We start from the raw sequence: 25,782 nt of genomic DNA, 5'->3' as shown, positions 1-25,782 counted from the left end.
CCAATCTATCAGTTCCGCAATAGCCATATTCCCATAAAACGGTCATAAACCATATATCCACCGGTCGATTTATAGACAAGTTCTTTCTCTACCAACGACTTCAAAGCGGCATTGACACTGCTCGGAGTTTTCAGCCCATGCCCCAAAATGAAATCTCCACTGTTGGGTGCCGTCACTTTCCCTTCATGCGCAATGGCTTTCATCAGTGCCAACTGATTGTCCGTCAACATAATAATCAGGTTCTGATAGACAGGTGTATTCTCTTCAAGAAGCCCCATCAGCACTTGCTCTGCCTGAGTGATATCTACAACCGACTCATTTCGCTCATACAACCGATTCAACATTGCCTGCATATACCAGGTATGTCCCTCAAAACGGGTATATATCCAATGAAATACAGATTTGTCCAACTCTTGCCCCCGCAACTCAAAAAAGTTCCTTGCAAACCAATAATAAGATTCTTCATCAATCTCACGCAGCACCATCAATTGCGTACTCTGATAGAAAGGACGCTTGGCGGAAACAAACATTTCCTGCATCAAATGCTGACTGCTACCTGCAAAGATGAAACGGACATTCGGGATAAACTGGATATAAGAGCGAAGCAAAGCCTCTGTACCTTCTTTAGGATAAGAAGTGATCTGCTGAAACTCATCAATAGCCAGATAGCAATTCCTGCCGGAAGCAGTCATATAGTCAAAGATTTCCTTCAATGTCTGTTCAGACTTGTCGACAACAAAGTCTAAGGTTACTGTAGGAACTCCCGTCAACTCATCTGCACTAATCACCGGTCGGCAAGAGCGAAAAAAAGAAGTCAGCTTATGCAAAGCACTTTCGCTGAGCGTATCAAGCTGCCCTAGTACGGTTTTTGCCAGCAGGCGAACGAAAGAAGCTAAATCGCGCGTTGCAAAAATATCCATATAGAAACTGACAACTTCCGGTTTCTCCTCTTGCAGGGTATAGAAGACATTTTTTATCAATCCCGTCTTACCCATACGCCGAGGCGCTATCAATGTCAGATTCCGTTCATTCTCCAAAGCCGACAACATCTGTTGTGTTTCAGCTTCACGGTCACAAAAATAACGAGGGTTCGCATAACCATACACTAAAAAAGGATTCCGGGGTTGCATCTTCTGAGGTTTCATAAGCAACATTACATATTTTACGTTACACTTTTTATGTAACACAAAATACGGAATAAATATCGGATAAAGCAAATAGATGCGAATATTTAACCTGCATCATTAAAGCCAGTCCATCAGTTCCACCAGACTTTTCATCTGTTTCAATCTGGGATGAGCGAATGTATCCACCACCTCATGCTGCCACATCACCTCAAAAGGAATGTGTACCCCATATCCTCCAATAGCCAGTACCGGTTGAATATCGGATTTCAAGGAATTACCAATCATCATGAATTCTTCCGGAGCGACTTGAAGGATTTGTAGCAGACGGGTATATTCTTTCTCCGTCTTATCAGACATTATTTCAATATGATCAAAATAAGAGGTCAGCCCGGAGCGGTGCAATTTACGTTCCTGATCCAACAAGTCGCCTTTCGTAGCCACTACCAGACGATAACGGCCTTGTTCCTTCAGAACTTTCAAGGTTTCTTCCACACCGGACAGCAACTCAATCGGCATCTGAAGTAGAGATTTACCTAAAAGAATAATCTGTTGCATCTTATCTGCTGACACCTTCCGTTCACTCACCCGCAAAGCAGTCTCAACCATTGAAATAGTAAACGCTTTGGCACCATAGCCCAAACATTCCAGATTTTCCATTTCTGTTTTAAACAGTTCTACCGAAATCTCCTTTGCGTTACCATATTCACTTAATAGCTCCGTATACTTTCGTTCCACCTCCTGAAAAAAAGGTTCATTGCTCCAAAGAGTATCGTCTGCATCGAAAGCAATGACTTTAATAGTATGTTTCATTTCCTGAGTCTCCATCCGGTTCATTACATATTTTACATTACATCATTTATGCAATGCAAAGTTCCAAAGAAATTACAGATAAAGCAAAGGAGTATGGACTTTTAACGTCTTTATACTCTGAAATAAGAACAGATCAAAAGACTATCCAGCATAACCTGAGCCGTACTTGCTCCGTACCAACTCCGTAGTTTCTCCATATAGAGGTACCTCTGACCGAAGAAGGTACGGAGCAGGTACGGCCCAGATACGGTTCGGGTACGATTCGGATATGACTCACATCGAGTTTACACAAGACTTATATATATTTTAAAATATAGTTACATTATCATAAAGAAGTTTTATTATCCTGTTTTTTATAAAAAGCTACCTATTTTTGTATGTATTAAAGCATTAACAACAAAAACAAACGAATACATGAAACTAATCAAGCAATCACTTATCATTACCTTTTCACTATCGCGACTCCACTCATGTGAACGTATATAAAACTCAAACTATGGAACACAGAATTAAAGAACTGGACTATCTGAAAAGCATCTTTATCCTCCTAATGATCGTTTTCCATCTGGTATACATTGGCGATAAGTATCCTTATATAAAGCAAATCGTATATACATTCCATATGTCCGCTTTCTTAATCATATCCGGTTATCTAGATAATGTTCAGAAAGACATCAGAAGTTTTGTAAGGAAACTATTCTGGATTTTTGTTCCATACATGTGCATGGAGGCAGGCTACGTAATTATGTCACATATCTTACCGGTCAGGGAAAGTATACCAGAAGTTACTCCAATTATATTATTACACAAGATATTTATAAAACCATTAGGTCCCTACTGGTATCTTCACACCTTGATTATTTGCAGTCTCCTACATTATCTGGCCTTCCGTTATACTCACATGAAAACAATATCACAGTTGATATTGCTTGGCCTTGGTTTATTTGCTACCGCATACTGGGGTGGACTCATAGTATTTGCCAATGCCATTTATTTCCTTGCAGGAATCATTATCAAACAAAGTAAATTACCATTCACTCAAATCTTTCAGCCCTCTTTTTTAGCCCTTATTCCTATTATGTTACTATGCTACTTCCCTAACAATCTGGACAGAGGTACATTAGCAGGCATTGCAATTACTTATCTGGTCATCATTATATCATTATATGCGCACAACTATCTGCCTAAAGATATCAAAGAATACTCTTATTTTATAGGCAGGAACACTCTTGTCATATTCCTGTTCTCCCCCATTTTTACAATTTTATGCAAGCTTTTCCTACCCTTCCTATTCTTTGATTCCACCGGAATGCTTTTCATGGTGATATCTGTCATTGTTACCATAAATGGATGCATAGCGATAGCATGGAGCATGGATAAACTGCACTTTTCCCGTTTCTTTTTTGGACAAGACAACATATTAAATTAACAGTCGCATAAACCCGATAGAATCTAAAAAACAAACTTAATATAAATATCATGCAAGAACGACAGAAAAACAGAAGATTGTATTTTGAGGAACTTTCCATAACAAGCAGGAAATATTACATTCCATATATATCAAAATACAAAAAGATTAAAAAGGGAATGAATATTTTAGAAATAGGGTGCGGAGATGGAGGTAATTTATTACCTTTCACCGAACTGGGATGCAACACGACAGGAGTCGACTTATCAGCAGGAAGAATAAAAGATGCCATCCTGTTTTTTGAAGAAAGACAAATAAAAGGGAATTTCATTGCCTCGGATATTTTCAAATTGAAAGGACTTGAACATAAATTCGACTTAATCATTTGTCACGATGTTATAGAACATATAAAGGACAAAGCGACATTCTTATCAAATCTTCCCAAATACATTAATCCTAAAGGGATTATCTTTATGTCGTTTCCCGCGTGGCAAATGCCTTTTGGAGGACATCAGCAGATATGCAAAAGCAAAATAATTTCCCACTTCCCTTTCATTCATTTACTGCCAGCACCTATATATAAAGGCATTTTGAAATTTAGCGGTGAGAGCACCGGTTGTATTGAAGAACTTCTTTCTATAAAGGAAACTAAAACCTCAATAGAATTATTTGAAAAATTAGTGCATGAGAAACACATTACAATTATAGATAGGCAACTGTTCTTCATAAATCCTCATTATGAAATAAAATTCCGATTAAAACCCCGAAAACTGTATGCCATAATTGCCGGCATTCCATATCTGAGAAACTTCTTTACTACCTCATGCTTCTATACTCTAAAATGAAATTCTCCGTATTACTCATTCAAAGTAAACTGCCAGGCGCAACAGCAGCTATTATCGGTAATATCCGGATAGCAGCTAAGACATTCGCAAGTAATGCGTTCATCTATTGTTTTAGCAAAACCGCTATATTCAATTATACCTACCGATTTACAAGGATGATACTCCATCTGTTTTCGTTTGCGGGCTGTTTGCACATGACATTCAAGCGTGCGATACACCAAAGTTTCATTGTCTTTCCCCAGAATAATCTCATCATTATTTATATTCGCATAAAAACGTAGCTGCAAGGCTTTTGCCAAGCCCTCCAGTCCTGCATGTTCCGGCAATCCGAGGAATTGTTTTATTCTTCTCGCCTCTGTTATCGTGAAAGACTTCCATGCTTCCCTATCGTGATGCATGGCTTCATCCATTCCAAATTTCCGTTCTATTGATTGAAACCACACGCCATCCATAGCCAACCAATTTTTGGAATAGGCTTCGATGAGTTTTATCAGTTCTTCTTTAGTGAGGGAACTTAAAAAGTTGTTTTGTTTCATTGCAAAAAAAGATTCGTACAAATAACCATACAAAATGGTTGAATAACAATACTGAATTATCAGACCAAGCATGCAAATGTATAAAATTAATCTAAAAATTAAAGAGAAATGCAGAGCAAATACATGATAAATTTCGACAAATATAATTACAAGAAAAATATACAAACTTATATTCAATCACCCTTCTTAGACAAACTCAGAATTCAGGAAAATTTTGAGCTCAGAAATAAGCCATAAATCTAGGCTTTATACAAATTAATTTTATACATTTGCATGATACTTTATTAATTATGAAGTAAACGTCAATCTATACAAACTTTATAAACACACTAATTATGATGAAACTATCGCATTTCTTTTTCCTGATATTAATACCGGTTCTGTATTCTTGCTCATCCGATGAACATTATCTTGATTTCACCATTGAAAAACAAGATATAAAAATAGCAAAAGCATTTTGGGGAAGAATAAAAATAATAAGCGGTAATATGGATTATAGTATAAATAACTTGAACTCTGATATAGCTGAAGCATATATCTATGAAGACGGGGAATATGGCAACATAGTCATAAAACCGATTCAGAAAGGTAAAGCAACTATTGAAATAACAGATAACATTTGCCACACCAGTATTATTATAAAAGCAGAAGTTGTAGACAATGAAATCGGAACCATCATACGTGAAAGCAATCACCCTTTATTGAAAGAAGGCGGCTTTTTATGGTTCAAAGAGGATGAAAAGCGCTCATTTCGCATAACCGTTCAAGATGTGGACATTGCAAAAGGGCTATATTCAATATACAAATCCGAGAAGAAATACTACCTCTCACTCGCCTATAAGAACGATGATGGCAATGAGGCTACGGAAGTTTATGATATAGGAGAAAGCGACTATGTAGCGTTGTATATGTTGAACACTGTTTTAAACTTAGGTTTATTCGAAACAACAAGATCGGCTCCTCCTCCTAAGGCTCACTGGCTAAGAATGAAAGGGATTAACAACGAATATAACATCAATTGCATAGCTTCTACCGATGAAGGATATGACATAGAAGGGGAAACTCGATGAAGCACCCAATTTATCGCTTTTTATCACTGTCAATATAAAAATTAAAATATGAGACTGAACTACACTTTATTTGGGGTACTGTTACTGCTTTGGAGTGGATGTGATTTTTCGGAACCGGAACCGGAACCAGAAATCGAACCGCCGACTGTAGTAGAGAAAGATCCTGTTGATATAAAAGTATTTATAGAAACAGTAACGAACGATAAAACCTATGATTACATAGACTTATTGGGCAGAGGATTTGACTGTAAAAAGAGTACCATAAAGGGATATATAAATGTAAAAGGCAAAGTTATTGATGTAGAACGTCTGTTAGCAGGTGACGGATATGATTATGTAAAGCAGGAACCAATTAAACTATACCCTTATTCTACAGTAGAAATATTTTTGCTTTACAATGGGGGAGGTTGGGTTATAAGTGAAAATCGAGACTTGAATAAATATATAGATAATATCTATTTAAATAGCCAAGTGGAAACAAAGATAGGGGATGATGTTCTTAGGCTATTTACCGAAGATATAGGAAATATAGAGGAAAACTTGCAAGGCAACTATTTTCACAAAGCGGAATGTTTTCACCCTACCAGCAGATATACCCTTCCCCATGTTTGGCCACATTATTTGTGTTTTTTCTTGTCTAAAGAGTTCCTGAATGATTTAGAGAAGAGTAACGGGGATGAGATAGTGAAAAAATATGGTACCCATGTTCTTACCGATGTACTCTTGGGGGGATATACCTCTCTTTCTTATGTTGCTCAGTATAGCTATATGCTATCTGATGTGGATTTTAGGAAGCGGGTTCAAGCTTACACCAACTATTTTAATGCATCTCGTTATCCTCTGGATGTAAACCCAATTTTTGAGGAATGCAGTAAAGTAAATATTCATTTTAAAGCAAATGGAGGAAACCCGTCACATTTTGTTGCCGAAGGCGATAAAATCATGGGCTTTGACAAGTGGATTAAAGAAATTAATAATCAGGTGGGAACTTTAATCGGAATCGGACAATCTACCACTCATATATTTTTAATAAGTGATTTTGTGAAAGATGAAAAGAAGAAAACCGAAATAGAAAAAGCGATTCTACGGTATTGCAATCAATAACCGATACACAATTTCTGAATCTTTTTGAATACATCATTGGACATTTCATTGTCTTCTCTTTTTCTTTGAGTGGAAAACCGTTATCTTTGCACACCAAAATGCGCTCATAACAAAAGAGATACATATATCACAATGGAAAAGAAATTCAAACGCACTACCGTTACGTCGGCATTGCCCTACGCTAACGGACCCGTTCATATCGGACACTTGGCAGGAGTTTATGTACCCGCTGATATCTACGTCCGCTATCTGAGACTGAAAAAAGAAGATGTAATCTTTATCGGAGGTTCGGACGAACACGGAGTACCCATCACAATACGCGCCAAGAAAGAAGGCGTAACACCGCAAGATATAGTAGACCGTTATCATACGCTTATCAAAGAGTCTTTTAAAGAGTTCGGCATCTCATTTGATGTATACAGCCGCACAAGTTCAAAAACTCATCACGACACCGCTTCGGAATTCTTCCGTAAGCTGTACGATAAAGGCGATTTTATCGAAAAAACAAGTATGCAGTATTACGACGAGGAAGCCAAGACTTTCCTTGCCGACCGCTATATCACAGGCGAATGTCCCCACTGCCATGCAGAAGGTGCCTACGGTGACCAATGCGAAAAGTGCGGTACAAGCCTCAGCCCCACAGACCTGATTAATCCGAAAAGCGCCATCAGCGGAAGTAAGCCCGTAATGCGCGAAACGAAGCATTGGTATTTGCCGCTTGACCAACATGAAAGCTGGTTGCGCCAATGGATTCTGGAAGATCATAAAGAATGGCGTCCCAATGTATACGGTCAGTGCAAAAGCTGGCTTGACATGGGCCTGCAACCCCGTGCGGTAAGCCGTGACCTTGATTGGGGTATTCCTGTACCCGTAGAAGGAGCAGAAGGAAAGGTGCTGTATGTATGGTTTGATGCCCCTATCGGCTACATCAGCAACACAAAAGAGTTGCTGCCTGACACTTGGGAAACCTGGTGGAAAGATCCCGAAACCCGTCTGATTCACTTCATCGGTAAAGATAATATCGTATTCCACTGCATCGTATTCCCTGCCATGCTGAAAGCAGAAGGAAGCTTTATTCTACCTGATAACGTACCGAGCAATGAATTCCTGAACCTGGAAGGCGACAAGATTTCGACTTCACGCAATTGGGCCGTATGGTTGCACGAATACCTGGTAGACTTCCCCGGCAAGCAGGATGTGCTTCGCTATGTACTGACAGCCAATGCACCTGAAACTAAAGACAATGATTTCACCTGGAAAGATTTCCAGGCACGCAATAACAATGAATTGGTAGCCGTTTACGGTAATTTCGTGAACCGTGCCCTGCAACTCACCAAGAAGTATTTCGATGGTGTAGTACCCGCTGCCGGTGAATTGACAGAGTACGACCGCGAAACACTGAAAGAATTCTCTGATGTAAAAGCAGAAGTAGAAAAGTTACTGGATGTATTCAAGTTCCGTGATGCACAGAAGGAAGCCATGAACCTGGCCCGCATCGGAAACAAATATCTGGCAGATACCGAACCGTGGAAGATTGCCAAAACGGATATGGATCGTGTAGCCACTATCCTGAACATCTCCCTGCAACTGGTTGCCAATCTTGCCATTGCATTCGAACCATTCCTACCGTTCAGCAGCGAAAAACTACGCAATATGCTGAACATGGACAGCTTCGACTGGGCTACTTTGGGCAGCACTAATTTATTGCCGGCCGGACACCAGTTGGCTACTCCTGAATTGCTTTTCGAAAAGATAGAAGACAGCGTTATTGAAGCACAGGTACAGAAGTTGCTCGATACGAAAAAGGCTAATGAGGAAGCCAACTACAAAGCCAATCCTATCCGCCCGAATATCGAATTCGACGACTTCATGAAGCTGGATATTCGCGTGGGCACCGTATTGGAATGTCAGAAAGTTCCCAAAGCCGATAAATTACTGCAATTCAAGATTGCCGACGGACTGGAAAACCGTACTATCGTCAGTGGTATCGCACAGCACTACAATCCGGAAGAATTGGTAGGCAAACAAGTATGTTTCATTGCCAATCTTGCTCCGCGTAAGTTGAAAGGCATCGTCAGCGAAGGTATGATCCTCTCTGCCGAGAACTTTGACGGTTCACTCTCCGTAGTTACAACCATGAAGGAGGTGAAGCCGGGTAGCGAAGTGAAGTAAAAATAATCTTAATGCCGAATGACAACTCAAGAACTCATATCTGCACGTAGCAACGAAGCCAATCTTGGCCAAGAAGAATTTGCGTGGTTGTTATTCGGCATTCATGATAAGACTCACGCTGTTTTAGGCAGCTCATATAAACCGACACGTCCCTCGCTTGACGCCCTAAAAAGAGAAATAGCCGAAGGGACCAACTGTGGCATTACTTTTACGGAAATACATGAAATCATGTATCAAGGGAAAAGAGTTATCATGTTTCAAATTCCGGCAGCTCCTAAAGGAATCCCGACTTCTTATAAAGGATACTATTATGGACGCGATGGCGAATCATTATCAAAAGCTTATTGAAGGAAGAAAGCCGAACCTATTTATAGCAAAACCGGTTGCTCAGCAATTAGATCAGAAAACAGCCTATTCCAACAATAAAGGATTTGAGGACAGTTATTATTGTGATTTAATTTTAAAAGCACTCACTGAACACGGTACGCTTACAAAAAAGGAAATAACAGAATTACTTTGGAATAAGTTGCCAGATGTATTGAGCGAAAGCCAAAAACACTCAAAAGTCAGAAACCTACTTACCAAACTGAGGAAGCAGGATAAGATTAGAAATGTATCCAAAGGCATACACTCGGATTGGTTTCTTAATGCGGATAATTTAAACGCAATTAAATGATATCTTAATCATAAATCGAACAAGGAATGACAGAAGCATCACTCAAAGAGAAAACAGCAAAAGGATTATTCTGGGGCGGAATAGGCAACGGCGCCATGCAACTGCTAAACCTCGTCTTCGGCATATTCCTTGCTCGGTTGTTATCCACAACAGACTATGGCATGGTGGCCGTATTGACCATCTTCTCCGCCATGGCCGGAATTTTCTCGGAGAGTGGCTTCATCCTGGCACTTGTCAATAAGAAAGAGGTAAAGCATGAGGAATATAATTCCGTATTCTGGTTCAACATCAGTATCGGCGCATCACTTTACCTCATACTTTTTCTTTGTGCTCCTTTCATCGCCGATTTCTACCATACACCCGAGCTTACCCGGCTGGCCCGTTTCCAATTTCTGAGTTTCTTCATCGGAAGTTTCGGTACTGCCCCTACAGCCTATTTTTTCCGTAATCTCATGGTGAAAGAGCGTAGTCAGATACAGATAGCCGCCATCCTCATTTCTGGTATTACAGGTGTCAGTTGTGCCTACCATGGCTGGGGATACTGGGGAATTGCCGTACAGACCGTTGTGTATGTCAGCACCAACACTATCCTGCTTTGGATATTCTCTCCCTGGCGGCCTACTTTTTCGTTCCGCTTTCACCCATTACTGGAATTATTACCTTTCAGCAGTAAATTACTCTTTACCTCGCTCTTCACTCATATCAATAACAACATCTTCTCCGCATTGCTGGGACGTTTCTACACCATCCAGCAAGCCGGTTACTACTCACAGGGAAGCAAGTGGACGACGATGGGATATTCCACCATTTTCGGAATGATAAACAGTGTAGGGCAACCTGTGTTCAGGGAAGCCTCGGAGGACAGGCAACGATTGCAAAACATATTCCGTAAGCTGATGCGCTTCACCGCCTTTGTCAGTTTCCCCGCTATGTTGGGGCTCGCCATTGTTTCTCAGGAACTGATCGTAATAAGCATTACAGAGAAATGGCTACCCTGTGTACCCGTCATGCAGATACTGTGCGTATGGGGAGCCTTCATGCCTATTTCAACTCTTTACTCCAACCTGATGAATAGCATCGGCCGGCCGAACGTATATATGTGGAACACCATCGCACTGGGCATCTTCCAGCTATTATGCGTGTGGGGTAGTTACCCGTACGGTCTGAATATCATGCTGATAGTCTATACAGCAGCCAATATCTTCTGGCTACTCATCTGGCATTATTTTGCTCATAAACATATCGGAATTTCCCTGCTTAATACACTGAAGGATATAGCTCCCTATCTCATTATATCTGTGGCCGTAATGACTTTTACTTACTGGGTAGCAGGTTATGTGAAGAACATCTATCTTTCCTTACTGGCGAAAATCGCTTTAGCTGCCTCACTCTACATATTCCTGATGTGGAGCCTGAAGTCGACTGTATTTAGGGAAAGTCTTCAATATCTATTTAAAAAGAAAACCATACAATAATGACACTGCAAAATGTAACTGTAATCATCCCTGCGCACAACCGTCCCGAGCGCTTGCGCAGATTGCTCGACTACTATAGCCGCACAGATATCAAGATTCTTGTTCCCGACTCATCCGACCATCCGTTTGCCGATGCGGAGAAGTACCCGGACATCACTTATCTGCACCGTCCTAAACTACATTTCCTGTTGAAGCTGAAAGAAGTGCTTCCGATGATTAGTACACCCTATGTGCTTTATTGCGCTGATGATGATTTCGCTGTTCCCTCCGGCATTGCGCAGATGACCGCCTTTCTAGACGAACACCCAGATTACAGCACTGCACAGGGACATTACCTGACCTTCACTCCCCATAAAGGGAAAATATCATTCTACCCTCGCTATATCCGCTACTTCGATAAACAAGTAACGGGCGATACTCCCCGGGAAAGACTTTTGCAAGAGAAGAATATGTATGCCTCATTGCTCTACTCCGTCATCCGGACACAAGCTTTTCAGAGGATGTATGCAGCTTGTTTCAACCCGGACGGAAGCCTGCGTTTCCGCAATCTTTTCCTGGCTGAAGAGTTCTTTAACCATGCTGCACTTATCTTCGGCAAATATGCTACACTACCCTATTTCTACAGTGCCCGCGAGCGTATCAGAGGTTCCGCCACGGAAACCACCGTACCTGTTTCAGTTATCAAAACCTCTCATAAATATCGGGAGGAATATCAAGGTTTCCTTCTGGCGTTATCAGAATTACTGGCAGCCCAGGAAGGTGATACGCTTGAAGATGCTTTCTCCTTTATTTGCAGCATCAGCGATATGCCTAAAGACACTGCCGAAATCTCTGGCAAAAGGAAAATTATGGAATTCACTCATAAGCATCCCCTGTTACGTTGGGTAAACAGGCTGGCTGACTGGAGATATACTCAGAAAGGATTGAAAGCGGTACAAGGTATGCAAAGCTACCCCTGTACATTCTCCACACCGGAAAAAGAAGAAATTATCAAAGCTATTGAACAATCTTAAAGACACGCAAAAATGACAAATAAAACTGTTTCCATTGTAACAGGTACTTATACGACACCTACCTCTTTCCGGGAAATCAAGGTCTACAAAGTAGGGAAAAAACCTCAGGATAGAAACTGCTGAAGCACTCCTTCAAGCATCCCATTATCAGAAAGCAGTTTCTCCACAAACTCACGAAAGGCACCAAAGCCCCCATGCTGTGCGGTGACGTAATCGACCTCACGTTTCACATAATCCGGTGTATTACTGGGGGAAGCGCTGAATCCAACCTTACGGAGCAGAGCCAAGTCGTTCACATCATCACCGATGAAGGCAACATCCTGCAACGTAATGCCCAACTCACGACATAATTCTTCCGCCTGTGCCACTTTATCTTTCACCCCCAGGTAGCAGTAATCTATCTTCAGTTTATCAGCACGCTTCTGAACAATCTGCGTATTCTCACCCGTCATAATGGCTACAGGTATATTCAGCTTGCGAAGGAAAATAACTCCCCAGCCGTCTTTCACGGAGAAGCGTTTCATCACATCGCCCTGTTCGGTATAGTACATTCCACCATCAGTCCACACACCATCAATATCAGTAATCACTAACTTTGGTAACATAGTTTTTTCTTTTTATTCAGATGATACAATCATTTATTTCCACTTCCCACTCTTTCCCCTCAGCCCATCGCGATAGCCACACAACAATGCCCACAACTTACTGAACTTCTGCCGCTCATACAGTATGATAAAAACCACACGCTTATAAAAATGATAGCGCAAATGCGACTTCAAATTCAATGCCTCTGGATACAGACGATGCAGAAGAATACCATTGCGCACATTATAGTAGGAACGGGCCGGACCGTATTCATTAGGAAATACTTCTTTTCCCAGCAAACGCCTTTTCTTCTTCTGATAACCCAAATCGTGTGTCAGCAGAATATTCTTGAAGCATAAAACGGGAATATCTTTCCTTTTAGCCCTCCAACAAAACTCACAATCCACTCCCCAGACAAAGAGGGATTCCATAAAGTCGCCCAAAGTATCGAACAGGCTAACCGGATATATACTTCCCGAAGTCATTGCCGAATACACTTCATCCACAGAGTCCGTTGGCGGATACATGGTGGTTTGCTGGGATTTAATGAAATAATTGGTAGAGAAAATGGCAGCCTTGTCCTCACCATAGTTACGGATTGCCCGAAGGTAGCTTTCGAAGTTCCGCCCACCGAAACAGCTATCCTGATCCAAGGTCAGCAGATGCGTAAATCCATTTGCACGGGCATACGCCACCGCCTTATTCAGCGCAGAACCAATGCCCAGATTTTCACCGCAACCATCCAGAATGATTTTCCCTCTCCCGTCTCCCAAAGAATCCAAATCCAGATCCCTGCGATCTGTTGCCGGAGTATTATCCCACAACATCAATTCATCCAGTTGAGCAAGATAGGTAGCGATATTCTTTACTACCGAATCATCCGGATAATATAAGATGACTATGCCTAAGAGTTTCATAAATTATCGGATGACATCCGGATAGATAATCTCATTCCGGGGAATTTCTTTCAGTACTTTATGCCCTACCACTTTCGCACGCTCCACCCACTTAAAGCCGTCACCGGGACTCAACAGATGGATATCTTGTTCGGTAATGATATCTCCGGGATGCAGCGTCTTATTCGTTGCAATGGAACGCTCCAGTTTCACCTTTGCCGAGGCAACGGAAGAGTCGATATACAGTTCTTCTTTTCCCAGCCAACGTTCGGCAATACGGATATCACGTATCATGCGGTTCACACCGTCGGGGCCAAGAGAACCTTGCTGATCGGTTCCCTTCATACGGCGGTCGATGGTGACATGCTTCTCTATGATTTCCGCACCCATACCCACGGCAACGATAGGAGCGGCAATACCGATGGTATGGTCGGAGAAGCCGATGCAATACTGCCCGTAGTGCTGTTTCAGATAGGTGATAGTCTTCAGATTCAGATTATCAGGCTGGGTAGGATACTGGGATACACAATGCAAGATAGATATGTTGTTATGATAACGGGTAATCACCTCCAAAGCATCATCCAGTTCTTTTCCGCCTGCCATGCCGGTAGACAGAATAATGGGTATCTTGGTTTCAGCCATCACTTCCAGCAACGGCAGGTTGGTAAGATCGCGGCTTGCCACTTTCAGACGGTCGGGCGTGAAGAGTTTCAGCAAAGAGAGGCAGCCTTTGGAGCAAAGTGTTTCCACGAAATCAAGCCCTAAAGACTTGGCGTGCCTATACACTTCGAAGTGTTCCTCGTCCGTCAGCTCCAGAAAAGCACGATGTTCGCCATAGGTACGTCCGAAAGAATGGGGAGAATCATACGGACGGTTCATCTGTGAGTCCGTCAGTTCTTCATTCAAATCCCGTTTAGTCAATTTCACCGCATCCATCGGACGAAGTTCTATATTGAACACTTCTTCACGAACAGGGCGGGACACCAGGTCTACGATCAGTTTGGCTATATCGACGGAACCGTTATGGTTCTGTCCGATTTCTCCTATTATATAAGTACTATTCATTTACGAATTATAAATTACGAATTACACTTGGCTGCACGACGGTAGAAGGTATACATGAGCTATTTTTCATTTCTTGCAATATTCTCCAACATTCTGGCACGATAGTCGGGATGCGATTGCACCAGTTGCAACAGGGCATGCACACTACGGTCGGTCTTCTCATGGAAGGTGGCATAAAGTTCCTGTAGCAAGGTGAAGTCTTCCATCGTATCGAGAGTGAAACGAAGATCGAAACGCCCTTCCAACTCAGCCGGCAACGGAAGCAGACGCACCTTGAATTTTTCGGGATGCGTATAGAGATAGATAGTGACATGCTCGATGTAAAGTTTCTCTTGCGTAGAAACGGCGGCACGACGCAGAGCGTCAATCGTTGTCAACTCGGAATATAAGCCCAAATGGGATTTGATGGTAGGACGCCCATCGGCAAAGCCATAGGCGATATAATCTGCCGGACAGAAATTGTGTTCGGCAAAGAAGGTATTGAAAGTTTCGGGACGAAGGAACGGATTATCCGAACAAACACGGATAAAGCGGTTGATACCGAAAACTTCGGCAGCACGGATAAAGCGGTCGAGTACATTGTCCTCGTCGCCACGAAAACTGAGGATACCCGCCTGACGGGCGGTTTCGGCAAGCACGTCGTCCTGCGGGCGATTGGTGGTGGCAAGTACAATACATTTGTCCGGACAAGCCTGTTTGATATTGGCTATCAGAATGTCGATGATGCGCTGTTCGCCATAGAAGGGGAGCAGAATCTTGTTGTGCAGCCGGGTAGAACCGGTGCGTGCCTGAATGATTATTCCATCTTTCATAATTTCATCCGTTTAAAAGCGTCGATATAAGAGCCGGGAGTGACATTGACAATTTCCTTACCCAGCCGGCGTGCGTAGGCTTCGAGTATAAAATAGGACTTGAAGGCTACGTGCATGTGATAGAGAATAATGTGAAGCCGGGCACTGTTCAAGTTTTCCTGTTTCACGGTTTCGGCCTGCGATTTATTCTGGTCGTAGAAGTGCTTTTGGTGCATCAGTACTACGTTGTCGTCCGTTACGGTGATCTCCGGCAACCAGGAATGGTCAGCACCTGCCAAATAGATTTTCTTGAAAGGCAGGCGCAATCCCATAGCGATAGAAGGTATCAGCACATTATGCGGACGGGGAACGCCCCAGCCTTTGCGGAATATCCAGTTGCAGAAACCCTGGAAGCCTTCGATAGGCGTTGTATTATAAACATAGAGCTTGATGTGGGGATTACCCGCCAGTAAGGGTTGCCATTCTTTATTCTTCAGGGCACGGGCAGGGACAAAGAAGTTCATGTCCCAGGTAGTCTTCTCGGCCATTGTCTTGAAAAGCTGTATACGCTTCTCGGGAACGATCCAGAACAGCGGGTCTGCAATCAGATAAAGTTCGGGGCGGAGACGCTCGAACATAGGAGAACTTACACAGAAGTTCACTGCCAACAAGGTTTTTCCCTTGATGAAATCCGTCGAATCTTCTACCGTGCGGTTCAGCGAAGGGCCGTTAGCCAATATCAGCAATTCATCCGGATTACTGAAAGAAGACGGCAAGCGCGTGCGCCACTTGGACTGCAACAGGATTTTCACTATACTGAGGAAGCACTGCCAAAGCTGTTCCAACCATTTCAAACCTTTTTCTCCCATATTGTTATAAAAGTTACGAGCTATAGTTTATGAACTACAAATACCAAGTACTTTCAGACTACCTGCGAACAATTATTCGCCCTACCATGTGGCATCATTTAAACGGCAGATTCACAACGCTTATTCGGTTCATTTGCAACACTTGCAAAACATTTACGTAACACCTGCAATACATTTCCACAACACTTGCACGGTACAAATCAAACACTTGTGTCCCGTAATCATCCTCTTGAACACTTATAAACAGAATCTTTCCCCTCCAATCACAACGCAGCCACTCGTAGCTCGTAGCCTGTAACTTGTAGCTAATTTATTCTCCTGCAAAGATAGATACTTTAGCGGTTACTGGCTAAAAAAACCGCGAATTTGTGGATAGAAAGCGGTAAAAGCTGTACTTTTGCCAAAACATTCCGCAACATGAGAGTACTTATAATCAATACGTCCGAGAAAACAGGCGGAGCCGCCATTGCCGCCAGACGCCTGATGGAATCGCTCCATACAGCGGGAACAGACGTGAAGATGCTCGTCCTGCACAAGGAAAGCCAATCGGAACAGGTGATCCCTGTAGGCAAAGACTGGCAAAAGAAATGCACTTTCCTCTGGGAAAGACTGGTTATCTGGACGAATAATCTCTTCAGCCGGAAGAATCTCTTTACCGTCTCCATAGCCAATACAGGCTTCAACGTCACCAAACTGCCTGCCTTCCGGGAAGCCGACATCATACACCTCCACTGGATAAACCAGGGAATGCTTTCACTGAACAATATACAGGAAATCTTCGAATCGGGCAAGCCCGTTGTCTGGACCCTGCACGATATGTGGGAATGTACCGCCATCTGCCACCATGCCCATACCTGCACCCTCTTCAAAAGCGAATGCAGAAACTGCCGCTTCCTGCGCTTCCCAGGCAACAACGATCTGGCGCACCGGGTATTCAAGAAGAAACAAAAACTATTCAGTCATGCCAGCCCCCTGAATATCGTCGCAGTCAGCACATGGCTTTCCTCACAAATACAGCAAAGCACCCTACTTAAAGAGAAACCTGTATCTGTGATCCCTAATACACTCTCGCCTACCGACTTCCGAATGATGGACAAAGAACTGTCCCGAAAGGAACTGTCCCTGCCCGATAAACATATCATTCTGTTCGGAGCCGCCCGCATCGACGATCCGATCAAGGGAGTGGAATATCTGCTCCAGGCCATCCGGTTATTGATTGAAAAGAAGCAATTCCCGCAGGAAAAACTTCACCTGGCACTGTTCGGCAAGATCAAATATCCGGAGAAACTTCTCAACTCCATCCCCGTCAGCTACACCTATCTGGGACGAATAGGCGATACAAACAAACTCTCGCAACTATATTCCGCCGCAGACGTCACCGTATCCGCCTCTTTCTATGAGACATTCGGTCAGACTCTGATCGAGGCCCAAGCCTGTGGTTGCATTCCGGTTTCTTTCGGCAACAGCGGACAGGCCGACATTATCCGCCACAAAGAGAACGGCTTCCTGGCCGACTACCTCTCTGCCGACAGCCTGGCAGAAGGCATCCGATGGGGAATATCCGAAGCCCGGACAGCCATCTCCAAAGAAAATATGCGAAGCGAAGTATTCAGGAAATACTCCGGTGAAGTCGTTGCAAAGCAATATCTCAATCTCTACCAAAACTTAATCAGAAGAAAGGTAACACAATGAGAATACTACTTATCAATACAACAGAAAAGATAGGCGGCCCCGCCGTAGCCGCAAGCCGCCTCATGGAAGCCCTCAAGAATAACGGCATCAAAGCCAAGCTATTGGTGCGCGACAAACAGACCGAACAGATCACCGTAGTGGAGTTGCCCCACAACCTGCGCATGGTATGGAAGTTCGTATGGGAGCGAATCGTTATCTGGAAAGCCAACCATTTCAACAGAAACCACCTCTTCGCCGTAGACATTGCCAACGCCGGCACGGACATCACCAACTTGCCGGAGTTTCAGCAAGCGGACATCATACATCTCCACTGGATCAACCAGGGGATGCTTTCTTTAAAGAACATCGAGAAAATTCTGGCTTCGGGCAAGCCCGTAGTCTGGACCATGCACGATATGTGGCCCTGTACCGGCATCTGCCACTACTCCGGCGGATGTACGCATTACGAAGAGGAGTGTCATCATTGCCCCTTCATCCACAACGGAAGCCGGAAGAAAGACCTCTCCCACCGCATCTTCCTCAAAAAGCAAAAGTTATATGAGGGCCGTCATATAAACTTTGTAGCCTGTAGCCACTGGCTGGAAGAACGCGCTCGGAAGAGTGCCCTTTTCAGCGGACATGCCATTACCAGTATCCCCAATCCTATCAACACCAATCTCTTCAAGCCGCACAGCAAAAAAGCCGCACGGGAGAAATGCAGGCTTCCGCAGGACAGCAAACTGGTTCTGTTCGGTTCAGTGAAGATAATGGATACCCGGAAGGGAGTGGAATATATGATTAAAGCCTGCAAACTCTTGGCAGAGAAGCATCCGGAACTGAAAGACCAACTGGGTGTAGTGGCCTTTGGCAACCAGTCGCAACAGTTACAGAATATGTTGCCTTTTAAGGTTTATCCGCTCGACTTCGTCAGCAATGAACATCAGTTGGTAGATATCTACAACGCCGTCGACCTCTTCGTCACCTCATCGCTGGAAGAGAACCTGCCAAACACCATTATGGAAGCCATGTCCTGCGGTATCCCTTGCGTAGGATTCAACGTAGGCGGCATACCGGAGATGATAGACCATCTGCACAACGGCTACGTGGCACAATACAAATCAGCCGAGGATTTTGCCAACGGCATCTACTGGATACTGACCGAGCCCGAATATACCACCCTCTCCGAGCAAGCCTGCCGGAAAGCCGTTTCCAATTATTCGGAAAGTGCCATTGCCAAGAGATACATCGACGTTTATAACAAAATAACCGGAAGACATGCATAACCGTCCCACACCCACGTTCAGCATCATCACCGTGACCTACAATGCCGAGGCCGTATTGGAAGACACGATACAGAGCGTTATCTCACAAACCTACCACCACGTAGAGTACATCATCATAGACGGTGCATCCAAAGACCGCACCCTCGCCATTGCCGAAAGGTATCGCGACCGTATCACCCTGCTTGTCAGCGAACCGGACAAAGGATTGTATGATGCCATGAACAAAGGCATCCACCTGGCAACGGGCGACTACCTCTGTTTCCTGAATGCCGGAGACAGTTTCCATGAAGACGACACCCTGCAACAAATGGTGCATACTTTAGGAATCGGCGAACTGCCGGACGTACTATATGGCGAAACCGCTTTAGTAGATAAAGAAAGGCATTTCCTACGTATGCGCCGCCTCTCCGCCCCCGAAGTGCTGACATGGAAGAGTTTCAGGCAAGGTATGCTCGTTTGCCATCAGGCATTCTTCGCCAAACGGAGCCTGGCGGTACCATACGATATGCAATACCGCTTCTCCGCCGACTTCGACTGGTGCATCCGCATCATGAAAAAAGCGCGGACGCTGCATAACACGCATCTCACGCTTATCGATTATCTGGAAGAAGGTATGACGACGCAGAACCAAAAGGCTTCCCTGCGGGAACGCTTCCGCATCATGGCGAAGCACTATGGACTGATAAGTACCGTGGCGCACCATGCATGGTTTGTATTCCGTCTGCTGCTGAAGAAATAGTACCTGGCTTTCAACACCTTACGGCAAGTAATCCGCAACCCCGCATTCAAGTCTTAGTTTCATGCCGTGAAACTCACAGTTTCAAGGCATGAAACTGTTGGTTTCACCTATTGAAACAGGAAGTTTCACGGCATGAAACTAACAGTTCCAAATGGAGAAACTGATAGCATCAAACAGACAATAGTTTCTTCAGCTCCTTCACTCCTTCCGAAGCACCCTTCTGAATGATATGTATCTGCCTCATTGAGTGCGTATCCACCGGTTTCGGATCAATCAGATATACTTCTGCCGTTCGAGGCACATAGTTCAGCAGTCCCGCTGCCGGATATACATTCATCGAAGTACCTATAATCACAAAGATATCCGCTTTCTCTACATAGTCGACAGCCGTTTCTATCTCCGGCACCGCCTCACCAAACCAAACAATAAACGGACGCAACTGCGAACCGTCGCCCGCCTTGTCACCCATCTTCACCTCATATTCTTCCGGTTTCAATTCCTTTACGTAGCGAGGATTGTAAGGGTCACGACTGGAACACACCTTCGTCAGTTCACCATGCAGATGAATGATGCGCGTGCTCCCGGCGCGCTCGTGCAGATTATCCACATTCTGCGTAACCACCGTCACGTTGAAGTCCTTCTCCAGCTCGGCAAGTCCGATGTGCCCTGCATTGGGCTCCACATCAAGCAACTGCTTACGGCGCTCGTTATAAAAGTTTATCACCAGCTCCGGATCGCGCACATATCCTTCGGCACTGGCTACCTGCATCACCGGATATTTGTCCCACAATCCGCCTGCGTCCCGAAACGTACTGATACCACTCTCGGCACTCATACCGGCACCGGATAAAATCACTAAATTCTTCTTCATACCAAAATCTCCTTTCTATTATAGCAGTTTCTTTTCTACAAAAATACAGAAGATTGCCGAAGTTGCCACAGATATAAGAAAATTTAAAACCTAAAAGCATAAATCATTCAAATAAAACACTTACTTTTGCGACTTGTAATTTTGCAACTGATTGAAAGAGATAATACTTTCAGTCTCAACCCCAAAGATATATGGATAAATTCAGTTACGCTATCGGCCTCGGAATAGGTCAAAATTTATTAAGTATGGGTGCAAAAGGCATCGAAGTAGATGACTTTGCACAAGCTATCAAAGACATACTGGAAGGAAACAAAACCGCCATCTCACACGCAGAGGCACGCGATATAGTAAACAAATACTTCGCAGAACTGGAAGAGAAAATGAATGCAGCCAGCATAGAGCAAGGCGTACAGTTCCTGGAAGAAAACAAGAAACGCCCTAATGTGGTTACTTTGCCAAGCGGCCTGCAATACGAAGTCATCAACGAAGGCAAGGTAGGCACTTATGCAAAAGCCACCGACCAAGTGAAATGCCACTACGAAGGCACACTGATTGACGGAACCCTGTTCGACAGTTCTATCAAACGCGGACAACCCGCCGTATTCGGTGTGAACCAGGTTATCCCCGGCTGGGTGGAAGCGCTTCAGTTGATGCCCGAAGGTGCCAAGTGGAAACTTTATATTCCTTCCGATCTTGCCTATGGCGCACAAGGTGCGGGCGAAATGATACCGCCTCACAGCACATTGATTTTTGAAGTAGAATTACTCGAAATATTATCCCAAAAATAAAAATAAACAGTAAAAGCAAAATGAAAAAAGTAACATTTATCATGGCTCTTGCAGTAGGCGCAGGTTTAGCTTCCTGTACTGCACAAAGCCCGAAAGCAAATCTGAAAACAGATGTTGACTCATTGTCTTATGCCATCGGTATGGCTCGTACAGAAGGTCTGACTCAGTACCTGATGCAACAAGGCGTTGACACTACTCAGATGGCTGAATTCATCAAAGGTTTCAACGAAGGCGCTGCTAAAACCAGCAAGAAAGACGTTGCTTACATGACCGGTATGCAAATTGGTCAGATGGTAGGCAAACAATGGGTAGAAGGCTTCAACCAACAAATCTTCGGTGGCGACTCTACTCAGACTATCAGCCGTGAAAACCTGTTGGCAGGTTTCATCGCAGGTATCACAGACAAGAGCAACGTTATGACTAAAGAAGCTGCTACAGCTTACATGCGCGACGGTATGGAAGCCATCAAGGAAAAAGCTTTAGCTGTCAAATACGCTGACAACAAAGCTGCCGGTGAAAAATACCTCGCTGAAAACAAAGGTAAAGAAGGTGTTGTAACTACTCCGAGCGGTCTACAATACAAAATCATCACCAAGGGTACAGGCGCAATCCCTGCTGACACCAGCAAAGTGAAAGTAAACTACAAGGGTACTTTGATTGACGGTACTGAATTCGACAGTTCTTACAAGCGCAACGAACCTGCTACTTTCCGTGCCAACCAAGTTATCAAAGGCTGGACAGAAGCCCTCACAATGATGCCTGTAGGTTCTAAGTGGGAACTTTATATTCCGCAGGAACTGGGTTACGGTGGCAGAGAAACCGGCGGTCAGATCAAACCGTTCTCTACCTTGATCTTTGAAGTAGAGCTCGTCGGCATCGAAAAATAAGTATCAGCCGAAGATTTTTTCTTCAACGGTACAGACTTAGCGGGCGAAACGGATGTAAACAAAAACATCTGCTTCGCCCGCTTCTTTTTTACTCTTTCCCTATTTTTTCCTCCTTTTATATAGAGAAATTAAAATAAAGTCCTATATTTGCTTACTATTTGATAAAAACAAGAACTTACACAAATTGTATTATGGAAAAAATAGACAATCTTGACCGGCAGATTCTGGAAATCATCTCTCAGAATGCCCGCATTCCTTTCAAAGATGTAGCTGCTGAGTGTGGCGTATCACGTGCTGCCATTCATCAACGTGTGCAACGTTTGATAGATTTAGGCGTCATTGTCGGCTCCGGTTATCATGTGAACCCAAAATCTCTGGGCTACAGAACCTGCACGTATGTAGGTATCAAGTTAGAGAAGGGTTCCATGTACAAATCAGTGGTTGCCGAAATGGAGAAAATACCGGAAATCGTGGAATGCCACTTCACTACGGGTCCTTACACGATGCTGACGAAAGTATATGCACGCGATAACGAGCATCTGATGGACTTGCTGAATAACAAAATGCAAGAAATTCCGGGTGTAACCGCTACCGAAACGTTGATTTCACTGGAGCAAAGTATCAAGAAGGAAATTCCTATTTGCCCGGAGAAATAACAGATAATTTATGGAATTCTTAAACGAATATCATCTTTCGGGACTGTTCATCGGCATTTGTACATTTCTTATCATTGGATTGTTTCATCCTGTGGTAGTGAAAGCCGAGTATTATTGGGGTACCAAGTGCTGGTGGATTTTTCTTGTATTGGGCATCGGGGGCGTTGTGGCCTCGCTTTGCGTAGAGAATATCTTGATTGCGTCCCTCTTGGGCGTATTTGCTTTCTCTTCGTTCTGGACCATCAAGGAGGTCTTTGAACAAGAAGACCGCGTAAAGAAAGGTTGGTTCCCCAAGAACCCCAAACGTACGTATAAGTTCTAAAAACAAAGCAACAAACAGTATATTTTGCCCGAAAGGTTTGCATATTTCAACTGAATATACTATTTTTGTGCCCGCTATCCGATAGGATAACACCGGACTTGTAGCTCAGTTGGTTAGAGCAACAGACTCATAATCTGGAGGTCCCTGGTTCAAGCCCAGGCTGGTCCACGAAGAAAAAGGCTGATTCCTAAGGGAATACAGCCTTTTTTTTGTAATACCCCTCCAGTTATAAGTCCGTTGTTTTAGTAGTTTTAGTCTCAAGTTAGGCAATTGTTGACCTATTGTTGCCCCCAAACCAAGCAATTTAGAATTTACTCCTAAAAAGTATAATAAGAGAAAAAACTCATTTTATGAGTTGCTTATCATTCTAAACTTATTATATTTGCTCCCATAATCTAAAAAATGAAAGGTGATACTAGAGAAACAACATATTGATTTTGAACAGATTTATCTTTCTTATTTCTCGAAAATGAAACGTTTTGCCCGAGAATATGTCTTATCGGATGAAGATGCAGAGAATATAGTACAAGATGTTTTCCTCGATTTTTGGGAAAAGAAAGAACTATTGCCACTACCTATCAATATTCTGGCCTATTTATTCACTTCTATAAAAAACCGTTGCATTGACTTTCTACGGCACAAAATAGTGCAGAAAGAAGTAGAAAATAAAATGCAGGAAGAATATAGATTGACCTTACAAATGAAATATTATTCTTTAGGAGAATTAGATGAAGGGATTTTTGAAAAAGATGATGTAGAACAATTGCTCTCTAAAGTAATAGATTCGCTGCCTGAAAGATGTAGAGAGATATTTTTGAAAAGTAAGATAGAGGGCAAAAAGCAAAAGGAAATAGCAGAAGAGATGAACATTTCAATTAATACGGTTGAAACTCAGATGGGAATTGCCTATAAAAAGCTACGAAACGAACTAAAAGACTATTTTCCTCTTTTTATCTTTCTGTATTATTTGTAACCTGAACAAAAAAAGTGATTTGCTTTTAGCGGATTCTTTTTCTACATTCGTCTATACTATGAATTAAGTCATAAAAAGATGGATGAACGTATATTAAAATATTTCCAAAACAGCCTAGCACCCAATGAGAGGTTGCTACTTCTTCGTGAAATAGAGAAAAATGAGGAGCTAAAAAAGCAGTTTGCCGAGTATCAGAATATCCAGGCATTACTGAACTTATCCTCACACACAGAAGATAAGAAAGAGGGAGAAACAAGCTATCAGCATTTCCAAAAACGGATAAAAAGCAAAAAAATGCGTATTTGGCTGGTGAAAACAATGAAATATGCAGCTGCAATACTCATTTTAATGATAAGCACATATCAGCTATCTATTTGGCAGATGTCACATAAGCTACAAGATGACTTCCAAGTGCAAACCAATACTTTATATGTACCAGCCGGGCAACGTGCTTGTATATCTTTGCAAGATGGTACCGTGGTCTGGTTAAATGCTCAATCGACCTTGACCTACCCCTCGCATTTTTATGGAAAGGAAAGAACTGTTTCCATTATAGGCGAAGCCTTTTTTGAAGTAGCTAAAGACAAAAACAGACCTTTCATCGTAGCGGCTCAAGATGCGAAAATACAAGTATTAGGAACAAAATTCAATGTATATAGCTATCCGGATAGCAAACAAATCAGGACAAGTCTGATTGAAGGTGCCGTTCAAGTGTTCTACAAGAGTAAGCAAGTTATATTAAGGCCCAATGAAGAAAGCATTGCACAAGACGGGAAATTGACAGTCAGCAATATAAAAAATCCTGATATGCTATTATGGCGAAATGGCATCTACAGCTTTAATAATGAACGCTTAGCTGACATTGTTAACAAATTGGAGCTATATTATGATGTCACAATCAATATTGCAAATCCCAAATTGAAAGATATAAATTATACATGTAAATTCCGTCAAAGAGATGGAATAGAGAAAATACTACATACCATTCAAAAGATACATCATTTCAAAATTGAAATAGACAAAGAAAATAACGTGATCACCTTAAAGTAATACAATTGTTTAACCCTTAATACATTATCCACATGAAAACATAGAATTATAATCAAGAAGGCGACAAGTGCACCACCACCTGTCGCCTGTAGAAAGTAAA

At 43.0% G+C, this 25,782-nt stretch carries 27 protein-coding genes and 1 tRNA gene; 19 read left to right on the top strand and 9 right to left on the bottom strand.

What is annotated here, in order from left to right; genetic code table 11:
• Nucleotides 1-8: 8 nt before the first annotated feature.
• On the bottom strand, nt 9-1,145 hold the full coding sequence (locus K429_RS0112125) for an ATP-binding protein (protein ID WP_081750909.1): 1,137 nt from the start codon (nt 1,143-1,145) through the stop codon (nt 9-11).
• A gap of 99 nt (nt 1,146-1,244) precedes the next feature.
• Complete coding sequence (locus K429_RS0112120; RefSeq protein WP_026367087.1) at nt 1,245-1,937, bottom strand: HAD family hydrolase; 693 nt, start codon at nt 1,935-1,937, stop codon at nt 1,245-1,247.
• Between the two features lie 496 nt (nt 1,938-2,433).
• Between K429_RS0112120 and K429_RS0112115 the strand changes: the two genes are divergently transcribed.
• Together K429_RS0112115 and K429_RS0112110 are read left to right on the top strand one after the other, a co-directional pair.
• The gene (locus K429_RS0112115) at nt 2,434-3,366 is read left to right on the top strand and encodes an acyltransferase (protein WP_007211707.1); all 933 of its coding nucleotides are present in this window, start codon (nt 2,434-2,436) and stop codon (nt 3,364-3,366) included.
• 50 nt (nt 3,367-3,416) lie between these two features.
• Complete coding sequence (locus tag K429_RS0112110) at nt 3,417-4,190, top strand: bifunctional 2-polyprenyl-6-hydroxyphenol methylase/3-demethylubiquinol 3-O-methyltransferase UbiG (RefSeq protein ID WP_026367086.1); 774 nt, start codon at nt 3,417-3,419, stop codon at nt 4,188-4,190.
• Between the two features lie 11 nt (nt 4,191-4,201).
• Here K429_RS0112110 and K429_RS0112105 read toward each other — a convergent pair whose 3' ends face one another.
• Complete coding sequence (locus K429_RS0112105) at nt 4,202-4,726, bottom strand: DUF6125 family protein (protein WP_026367085.1); 525 nt, start codon at nt 4,724-4,726, stop codon at nt 4,202-4,204.
• A gap of 335 nt (nt 4,727-5,061) precedes the next feature.
• Here K429_RS0112105 and K429_RS0112095 point away from each other — a divergent pair, with 335 nt between their 5' ends.
• The 7 genes from K429_RS0112095 (at nt 5,062) to K429_RS0112065 (ending at nt 12,236) form a co-directional block, all read left to right on the top strand.
• Nucleotides 5,062-5,796: a hypothetical protein gene (locus K429_RS0112095; RefSeq protein ID WP_026367084.1), complete on the top strand. Its 735-nt coding sequence runs from the start codon at nt 5,062-5,064 to the stop codon at nt 5,794-5,796.
• 48 nt (nt 5,797-5,844) lie between these two features.
• Nucleotides 5,845-6,900 carry an MAC/perforin domain-containing protein gene (locus K429_RS0112090; RefSeq protein WP_022208367.1) on the top strand — a complete coding sequence of 352 codons (1,056 nt, stop codon included), beginning with the start codon at nt 5,845-5,847 and terminating at the stop codon, nt 6,898-6,900.
• A 132-nt stretch (nt 6,901-7,032) separates the two neighbouring features.
• Nucleotides 7,033-9,072: a methionine--tRNA ligase gene (gene metG, locus K429_RS0112085; protein ID WP_007219228.1), complete on the top strand. Its 2,040-nt coding sequence runs from the start codon at nt 7,033-7,035 to the stop codon at nt 9,070-9,072.
• 18 nt (nt 9,073-9,090) lie between these two features.
• Nucleotides 9,091-9,420: an ATP-binding protein gene (locus tag K429_RS0112080; RefSeq protein WP_007211700.1), complete on the top strand. Its 330-nt coding sequence runs from the start codon at nt 9,091-9,093 to the stop codon at nt 9,418-9,420.
• Nucleotides 9,383-9,748 (top strand): hypothetical protein, encoded by a 366-nt coding sequence (locus K429_RS0112075; protein ID WP_044096638.1) that lies wholly within the window; start codon nt 9,383-9,385, stop codon nt 9,746-9,748. The genes K429_RS0112080 and K429_RS0112075 overlap by 38 nt, the downstream gene beginning before the upstream one ends.
• 26 nt (nt 9,749-9,774) lie before the next feature.
• Nucleotides 9,775-11,223: a lipopolysaccharide biosynthesis protein gene (locus K429_RS0112070; protein ID WP_007219225.1), complete on the top strand. Its 1,449-nt coding sequence runs from the start codon at nt 9,775-9,777 to the stop codon at nt 11,221-11,223.
• Complete coding sequence (locus tag K429_RS0112065; RefSeq protein WP_026367082.1) at nt 11,223-12,236, top strand: TIGR00180 family glycosyltransferase; 1,014 nt, start codon at nt 11,223-11,225, stop codon at nt 12,234-12,236. The genes K429_RS0112070 and K429_RS0112065 overlap by 1 nt, the downstream gene beginning before the upstream one ends.
• Nucleotides 12,237-12,340: 104 nt before the next feature.
• On the opposite strand, the gene K429_RS0112060 is transcribed toward K429_RS0112065, so the two are convergent.
• Genes K429_RS0112060 through K429_RS0112040 form a run of 5 tightly spaced genes read right to left on the bottom strand, consistent with a single transcriptional unit; the run spans nt 12,341 to nt 16,442 of the window.
• Nucleotides 12,341-12,841, bottom strand: a complete 501-nt coding sequence (locus K429_RS0112060) for an HAD family hydrolase (RefSeq protein WP_026367081.1) — start codon at nt 12,839-12,841, stop codon at nt 12,341-12,343.
• 33 nt (nt 12,842-12,874) lie between these two features.
• Nucleotides 12,875-13,738, bottom strand: coding sequence for a glycosyltransferase (locus K429_RS0112055; RefSeq protein WP_026367080.1), 864 nt, complete (start codon nt 13,736-13,738; stop codon nt 12,875-12,877).
• Nucleotides 13,739-13,741: 3 nt separating this feature from the next.
• Nucleotides 13,742-14,782, bottom strand: a complete 1,041-nt coding sequence (locus K429_RS0112050; RefSeq protein WP_026367079.1) for an N-acetylneuraminate synthase family protein — start codon at nt 14,780-14,782, stop codon at nt 13,742-13,744.
• Nucleotides 14,783-14,841: 59 nt separating this feature from the next.
• Nucleotides 14,842-15,594, bottom strand: a complete 753-nt coding sequence (locus tag K429_RS0112045; RefSeq protein WP_007211693.1) for a cytidylyltransferase domain-containing protein — start codon at nt 15,592-15,594, stop codon at nt 14,842-14,844.
• Nucleotides 15,591-16,442, bottom strand: a complete 852-nt coding sequence (locus K429_RS0112040; RefSeq protein WP_007211692.1) for a hypothetical protein — start codon at nt 16,440-16,442, stop codon at nt 15,591-15,593. The genes K429_RS0112045 and K429_RS0112040 overlap by 4 nt, the downstream gene beginning before the upstream one ends.
• Nucleotides 16,443-16,859: 417 nt before the next feature.
• Between K429_RS0112040 and K429_RS0112035 the strand changes: the two genes are divergently transcribed.
• The 3 genes from K429_RS0112035 to K429_RS0112025 are packed head-to-tail and all read left to right on the top strand — an operon-like array spanning nt 16,860 to nt 20,135.
• Nucleotides 16,860-18,134: a glycosyltransferase gene (locus K429_RS0112035; protein ID WP_026367078.1), complete on the top strand. Its 1,275-nt coding sequence runs from the start codon at nt 16,860-16,862 to the stop codon at nt 18,132-18,134.
• Nucleotides 18,131-19,396, top strand: coding sequence for a glycosyltransferase family 4 protein (locus K429_RS0112030; RefSeq protein ID WP_026367077.1), 1,266 nt, complete (start codon nt 18,131-18,133; stop codon nt 19,394-19,396). Before K429_RS0112035 ends, K429_RS0112030 begins: the two co-directional genes overlap by 4 nt.
• Nucleotides 19,389-20,135, top strand: a complete 747-nt coding sequence (locus K429_RS0112025; RefSeq protein WP_026367076.1) for a glycosyltransferase family 2 protein — start codon at nt 19,389-19,391, stop codon at nt 20,133-20,135. The genes K429_RS0112030 and K429_RS0112025 overlap by 8 nt, the downstream gene beginning before the upstream one ends.
• 169 nt (nt 20,136-20,304) lie before the next feature.
• Here the strand turns inward: K429_RS0112025 and K429_RS0112020 are convergent, their stop codons facing one another.
• Nucleotides 20,305-21,006, bottom strand: coding sequence for an NAD-dependent deacylase (locus K429_RS0112020; RefSeq protein ID WP_007211688.1), 702 nt, complete (start codon nt 21,004-21,006; stop codon nt 20,305-20,307).
• Between the two features lie 191 nt (nt 21,007-21,197).
• Here K429_RS0112020 and K429_RS0112015 point away from each other — a divergent pair, with 191 nt between their 5' ends.
• The 7 genes from K429_RS0112015 (at nt 21,198) to K429_RS0111985 (ending at nt 25,682) form a co-directional block, all read left to right on the top strand.
• A complete protein-coding gene (locus K429_RS0112015; protein WP_007211687.1) occupies nt 21,198-21,794 on the top strand; it encodes an FKBP-type peptidyl-prolyl cis-trans isomerase in 597 nt (198 codons plus the stop codon).
• 20 nt (nt 21,795-21,814) lie between these two features.
• Complete coding sequence (locus K429_RS0112010) at nt 21,815-22,681, top strand: FKBP-type peptidyl-prolyl cis-trans isomerase (protein WP_007211686.1); 867 nt, start codon at nt 21,815-21,817, stop codon at nt 22,679-22,681.
• 191 nt (nt 22,682-22,872) lie between these two features.
• Nucleotides 22,873-23,337: an Lrp/AsnC family transcriptional regulator gene (locus K429_RS0112005; RefSeq protein ID WP_007211685.1), complete on the top strand. Its 465-nt coding sequence runs from the start codon at nt 22,873-22,875 to the stop codon at nt 23,335-23,337.
• Nucleotides 23,338-23,347: 10 nt separating this feature from the next.
• Nucleotides 23,348-23,659: a DUF4491 family protein gene (locus K429_RS0112000; protein ID WP_007211684.1), complete on the top strand. Its 312-nt coding sequence runs from the start codon at nt 23,348-23,350 to the stop codon at nt 23,657-23,659.
• Nucleotides 23,660-23,753: 94 nt separating this feature from the next.
• Nucleotides 23,754-23,827, top strand: a tRNA-Ile gene (locus tag K429_RS0111995).
• A gap of 241 nt (nt 23,828-24,068) precedes the next feature.
• Nucleotides 24,069-24,632, top strand: coding sequence for an RNA polymerase sigma-70 factor (locus K429_RS0111990; RefSeq protein ID WP_007211674.1), 564 nt, complete (start codon nt 24,069-24,071; stop codon nt 24,630-24,632).
• 78 nt (nt 24,633-24,710) lie between these two features.
• Nucleotides 24,711-25,682 (top strand): FecR family protein, encoded by a 972-nt coding sequence (locus K429_RS0111985; RefSeq protein ID WP_007219208.1) that lies wholly within the window; start codon nt 24,711-24,713, stop codon nt 25,680-25,682.
• The last annotated feature ends 100 nt before the right edge of the window (nt 25,683-25,782 follow it).

This window comes from Bacteroides sp. 14(A) (assembly GCF_000526555.1).
Classification (GTDB): domain Bacteria; phylum Bacteroidota; class Bacteroidia; order Bacteroidales; family Bacteroidaceae; genus Bacteroides; species Bacteroides cellulosilyticus.
Note: the sequence above shows the minus strand (reverse complement) of the source record. Positions and strands in the feature narration are given on the sequence as shown.

Bases quoted from the DNA above. Each gene is read 5' to 3' on its own strand.
- K429_RS0112125 (WP_081750909.1), bottom strand. From the start codon at position 1,145: ATGAAACCTCAGAAGATGCAACCCCGGAATCCTTTTTTAGTGTATGGT.
- K429_RS0112120 (WP_026367087.1), bottom strand. From the start codon at position 1,937: ATGAAACATACTATTAAAGTCATTGCTTTCGATGCAGACGATACTCTT.
- K429_RS0112115 (WP_007211707.1), top strand. From the start codon at position 2,434: ATGGAACACAGAATTAAAGAACTGGACTATCTGAAAAGCATCTTTATC.
- K429_RS0112110 (WP_026367086.1), top strand. From the start codon at position 3,417: ATGCAAGAACGACAGAAAAACAGAAGATTGTATTTTGAGGAACTTTCC.
- K429_RS0112105 (WP_026367085.1), bottom strand. From the start codon at position 4,726: ATGAAACAAAACAACTTTTTAAGTTCCCTCACTAAAGAAGAACTGATA.
- K429_RS0112095 (WP_026367084.1), top strand. From the start codon at position 5,062: ATGATGAAACTATCGCATTTCTTTTTCCTGATATTAATACCGGTTCTG.
- K429_RS0112090 (WP_022208367.1), top strand. From the start codon at position 5,845: ATGAGACTGAACTACACTTTATTTGGGGTACTGTTACTGCTTTGGAGT.
- metG (WP_007219228.1), top strand. From the start codon at position 7,033: ATGGAAAAGAAATTCAAACGCACTACCGTTACGTCGGCATTGCCCTAC.
- K429_RS0112080 (WP_007211700.1), top strand. From the start codon at position 9,091: ATGACAACTCAAGAACTCATATCTGCACGTAGCAACGAAGCCAATCTT.
- K429_RS0112075 (WP_044096638.1), top strand. From the start codon at position 9,383: ATGGACGCGATGGCGAATCATTATCAAAAGCTTATTGAAGGAAGAAAG.
- K429_RS0112070 (WP_007219225.1), top strand. From the start codon at position 9,775: ATGACAGAAGCATCACTCAAAGAGAAAACAGCAAAAGGATTATTCTGG.
- K429_RS0112065 (WP_026367082.1), top strand. From the start codon at position 11,223: ATGACACTGCAAAATGTAACTGTAATCATCCCTGCGCACAACCGTCCC.
- K429_RS0112060 (WP_026367081.1), bottom strand. From the start codon at position 12,841: ATGTTACCAAAGTTAGTGATTACTGATATTGATGGTGTGTGGACTGAT.
- K429_RS0112055 (WP_026367080.1), bottom strand. From the start codon at position 13,738: ATGAAACTCTTAGGCATAGTCATCTTATATTATCCGGATGATTCGGTA.
- K429_RS0112050 (WP_026367079.1), bottom strand. From the start codon at position 14,782: ATGAATAGTACTTATATAATAGGAGAAATCGGACAGAACCATAACGGT.
- K429_RS0112045 (WP_007211693.1), bottom strand. From the start codon at position 15,594: ATGAAAGATGGAATAATCATTCAGGCACGCACCGGTTCTACCCGGCTG.
- K429_RS0112040 (WP_007211692.1), bottom strand. From the start codon at position 16,442: ATGGGAGAAAAAGGTTTGAAATGGTTGGAACAGCTTTGGCAGTGCTTC.
- K429_RS0112035 (WP_026367078.1), top strand. From the start codon at position 16,860: ATGAGAGTACTTATAATCAATACGTCCGAGAAAACAGGCGGAGCCGCC.
- K429_RS0112030 (WP_026367077.1), top strand. From the start codon at position 18,131: ATGAGAATACTACTTATCAATACAACAGAAAAGATAGGCGGCCCCGCC.
- K429_RS0112025 (WP_026367076.1), top strand. From the start codon at position 19,389: ATGCATAACCGTCCCACACCCACGTTCAGCATCATCACCGTGACCTAC.
- K429_RS0112020 (WP_007211688.1), bottom strand. From the start codon at position 21,006: ATGAAGAAGAATTTAGTGATTTTATCCGGTGCCGGTATGAGTGCCGAG.
- K429_RS0112015 (WP_007211687.1), top strand. From the start codon at position 21,198: ATGGATAAATTCAGTTACGCTATCGGCCTCGGAATAGGTCAAAATTTA.
- K429_RS0112010 (WP_007211686.1), top strand. From the start codon at position 21,815: ATGAAAAAAGTAACATTTATCATGGCTCTTGCAGTAGGCGCAGGTTTA.
- K429_RS0112005 (WP_007211685.1), top strand. From the start codon at position 22,873: ATGGAAAAAATAGACAATCTTGACCGGCAGATTCTGGAAATCATCTCT.
- K429_RS0112000 (WP_007211684.1), top strand. From the start codon at position 23,348: ATGGAATTCTTAAACGAATATCATCTTTCGGGACTGTTCATCGGCATT.
- K429_RS0111985 (WP_007219208.1), top strand. From the start codon at position 24,711: ATGGATGAACGTATATTAAAATATTTCCAAAACAGCCTAGCACCCAAT.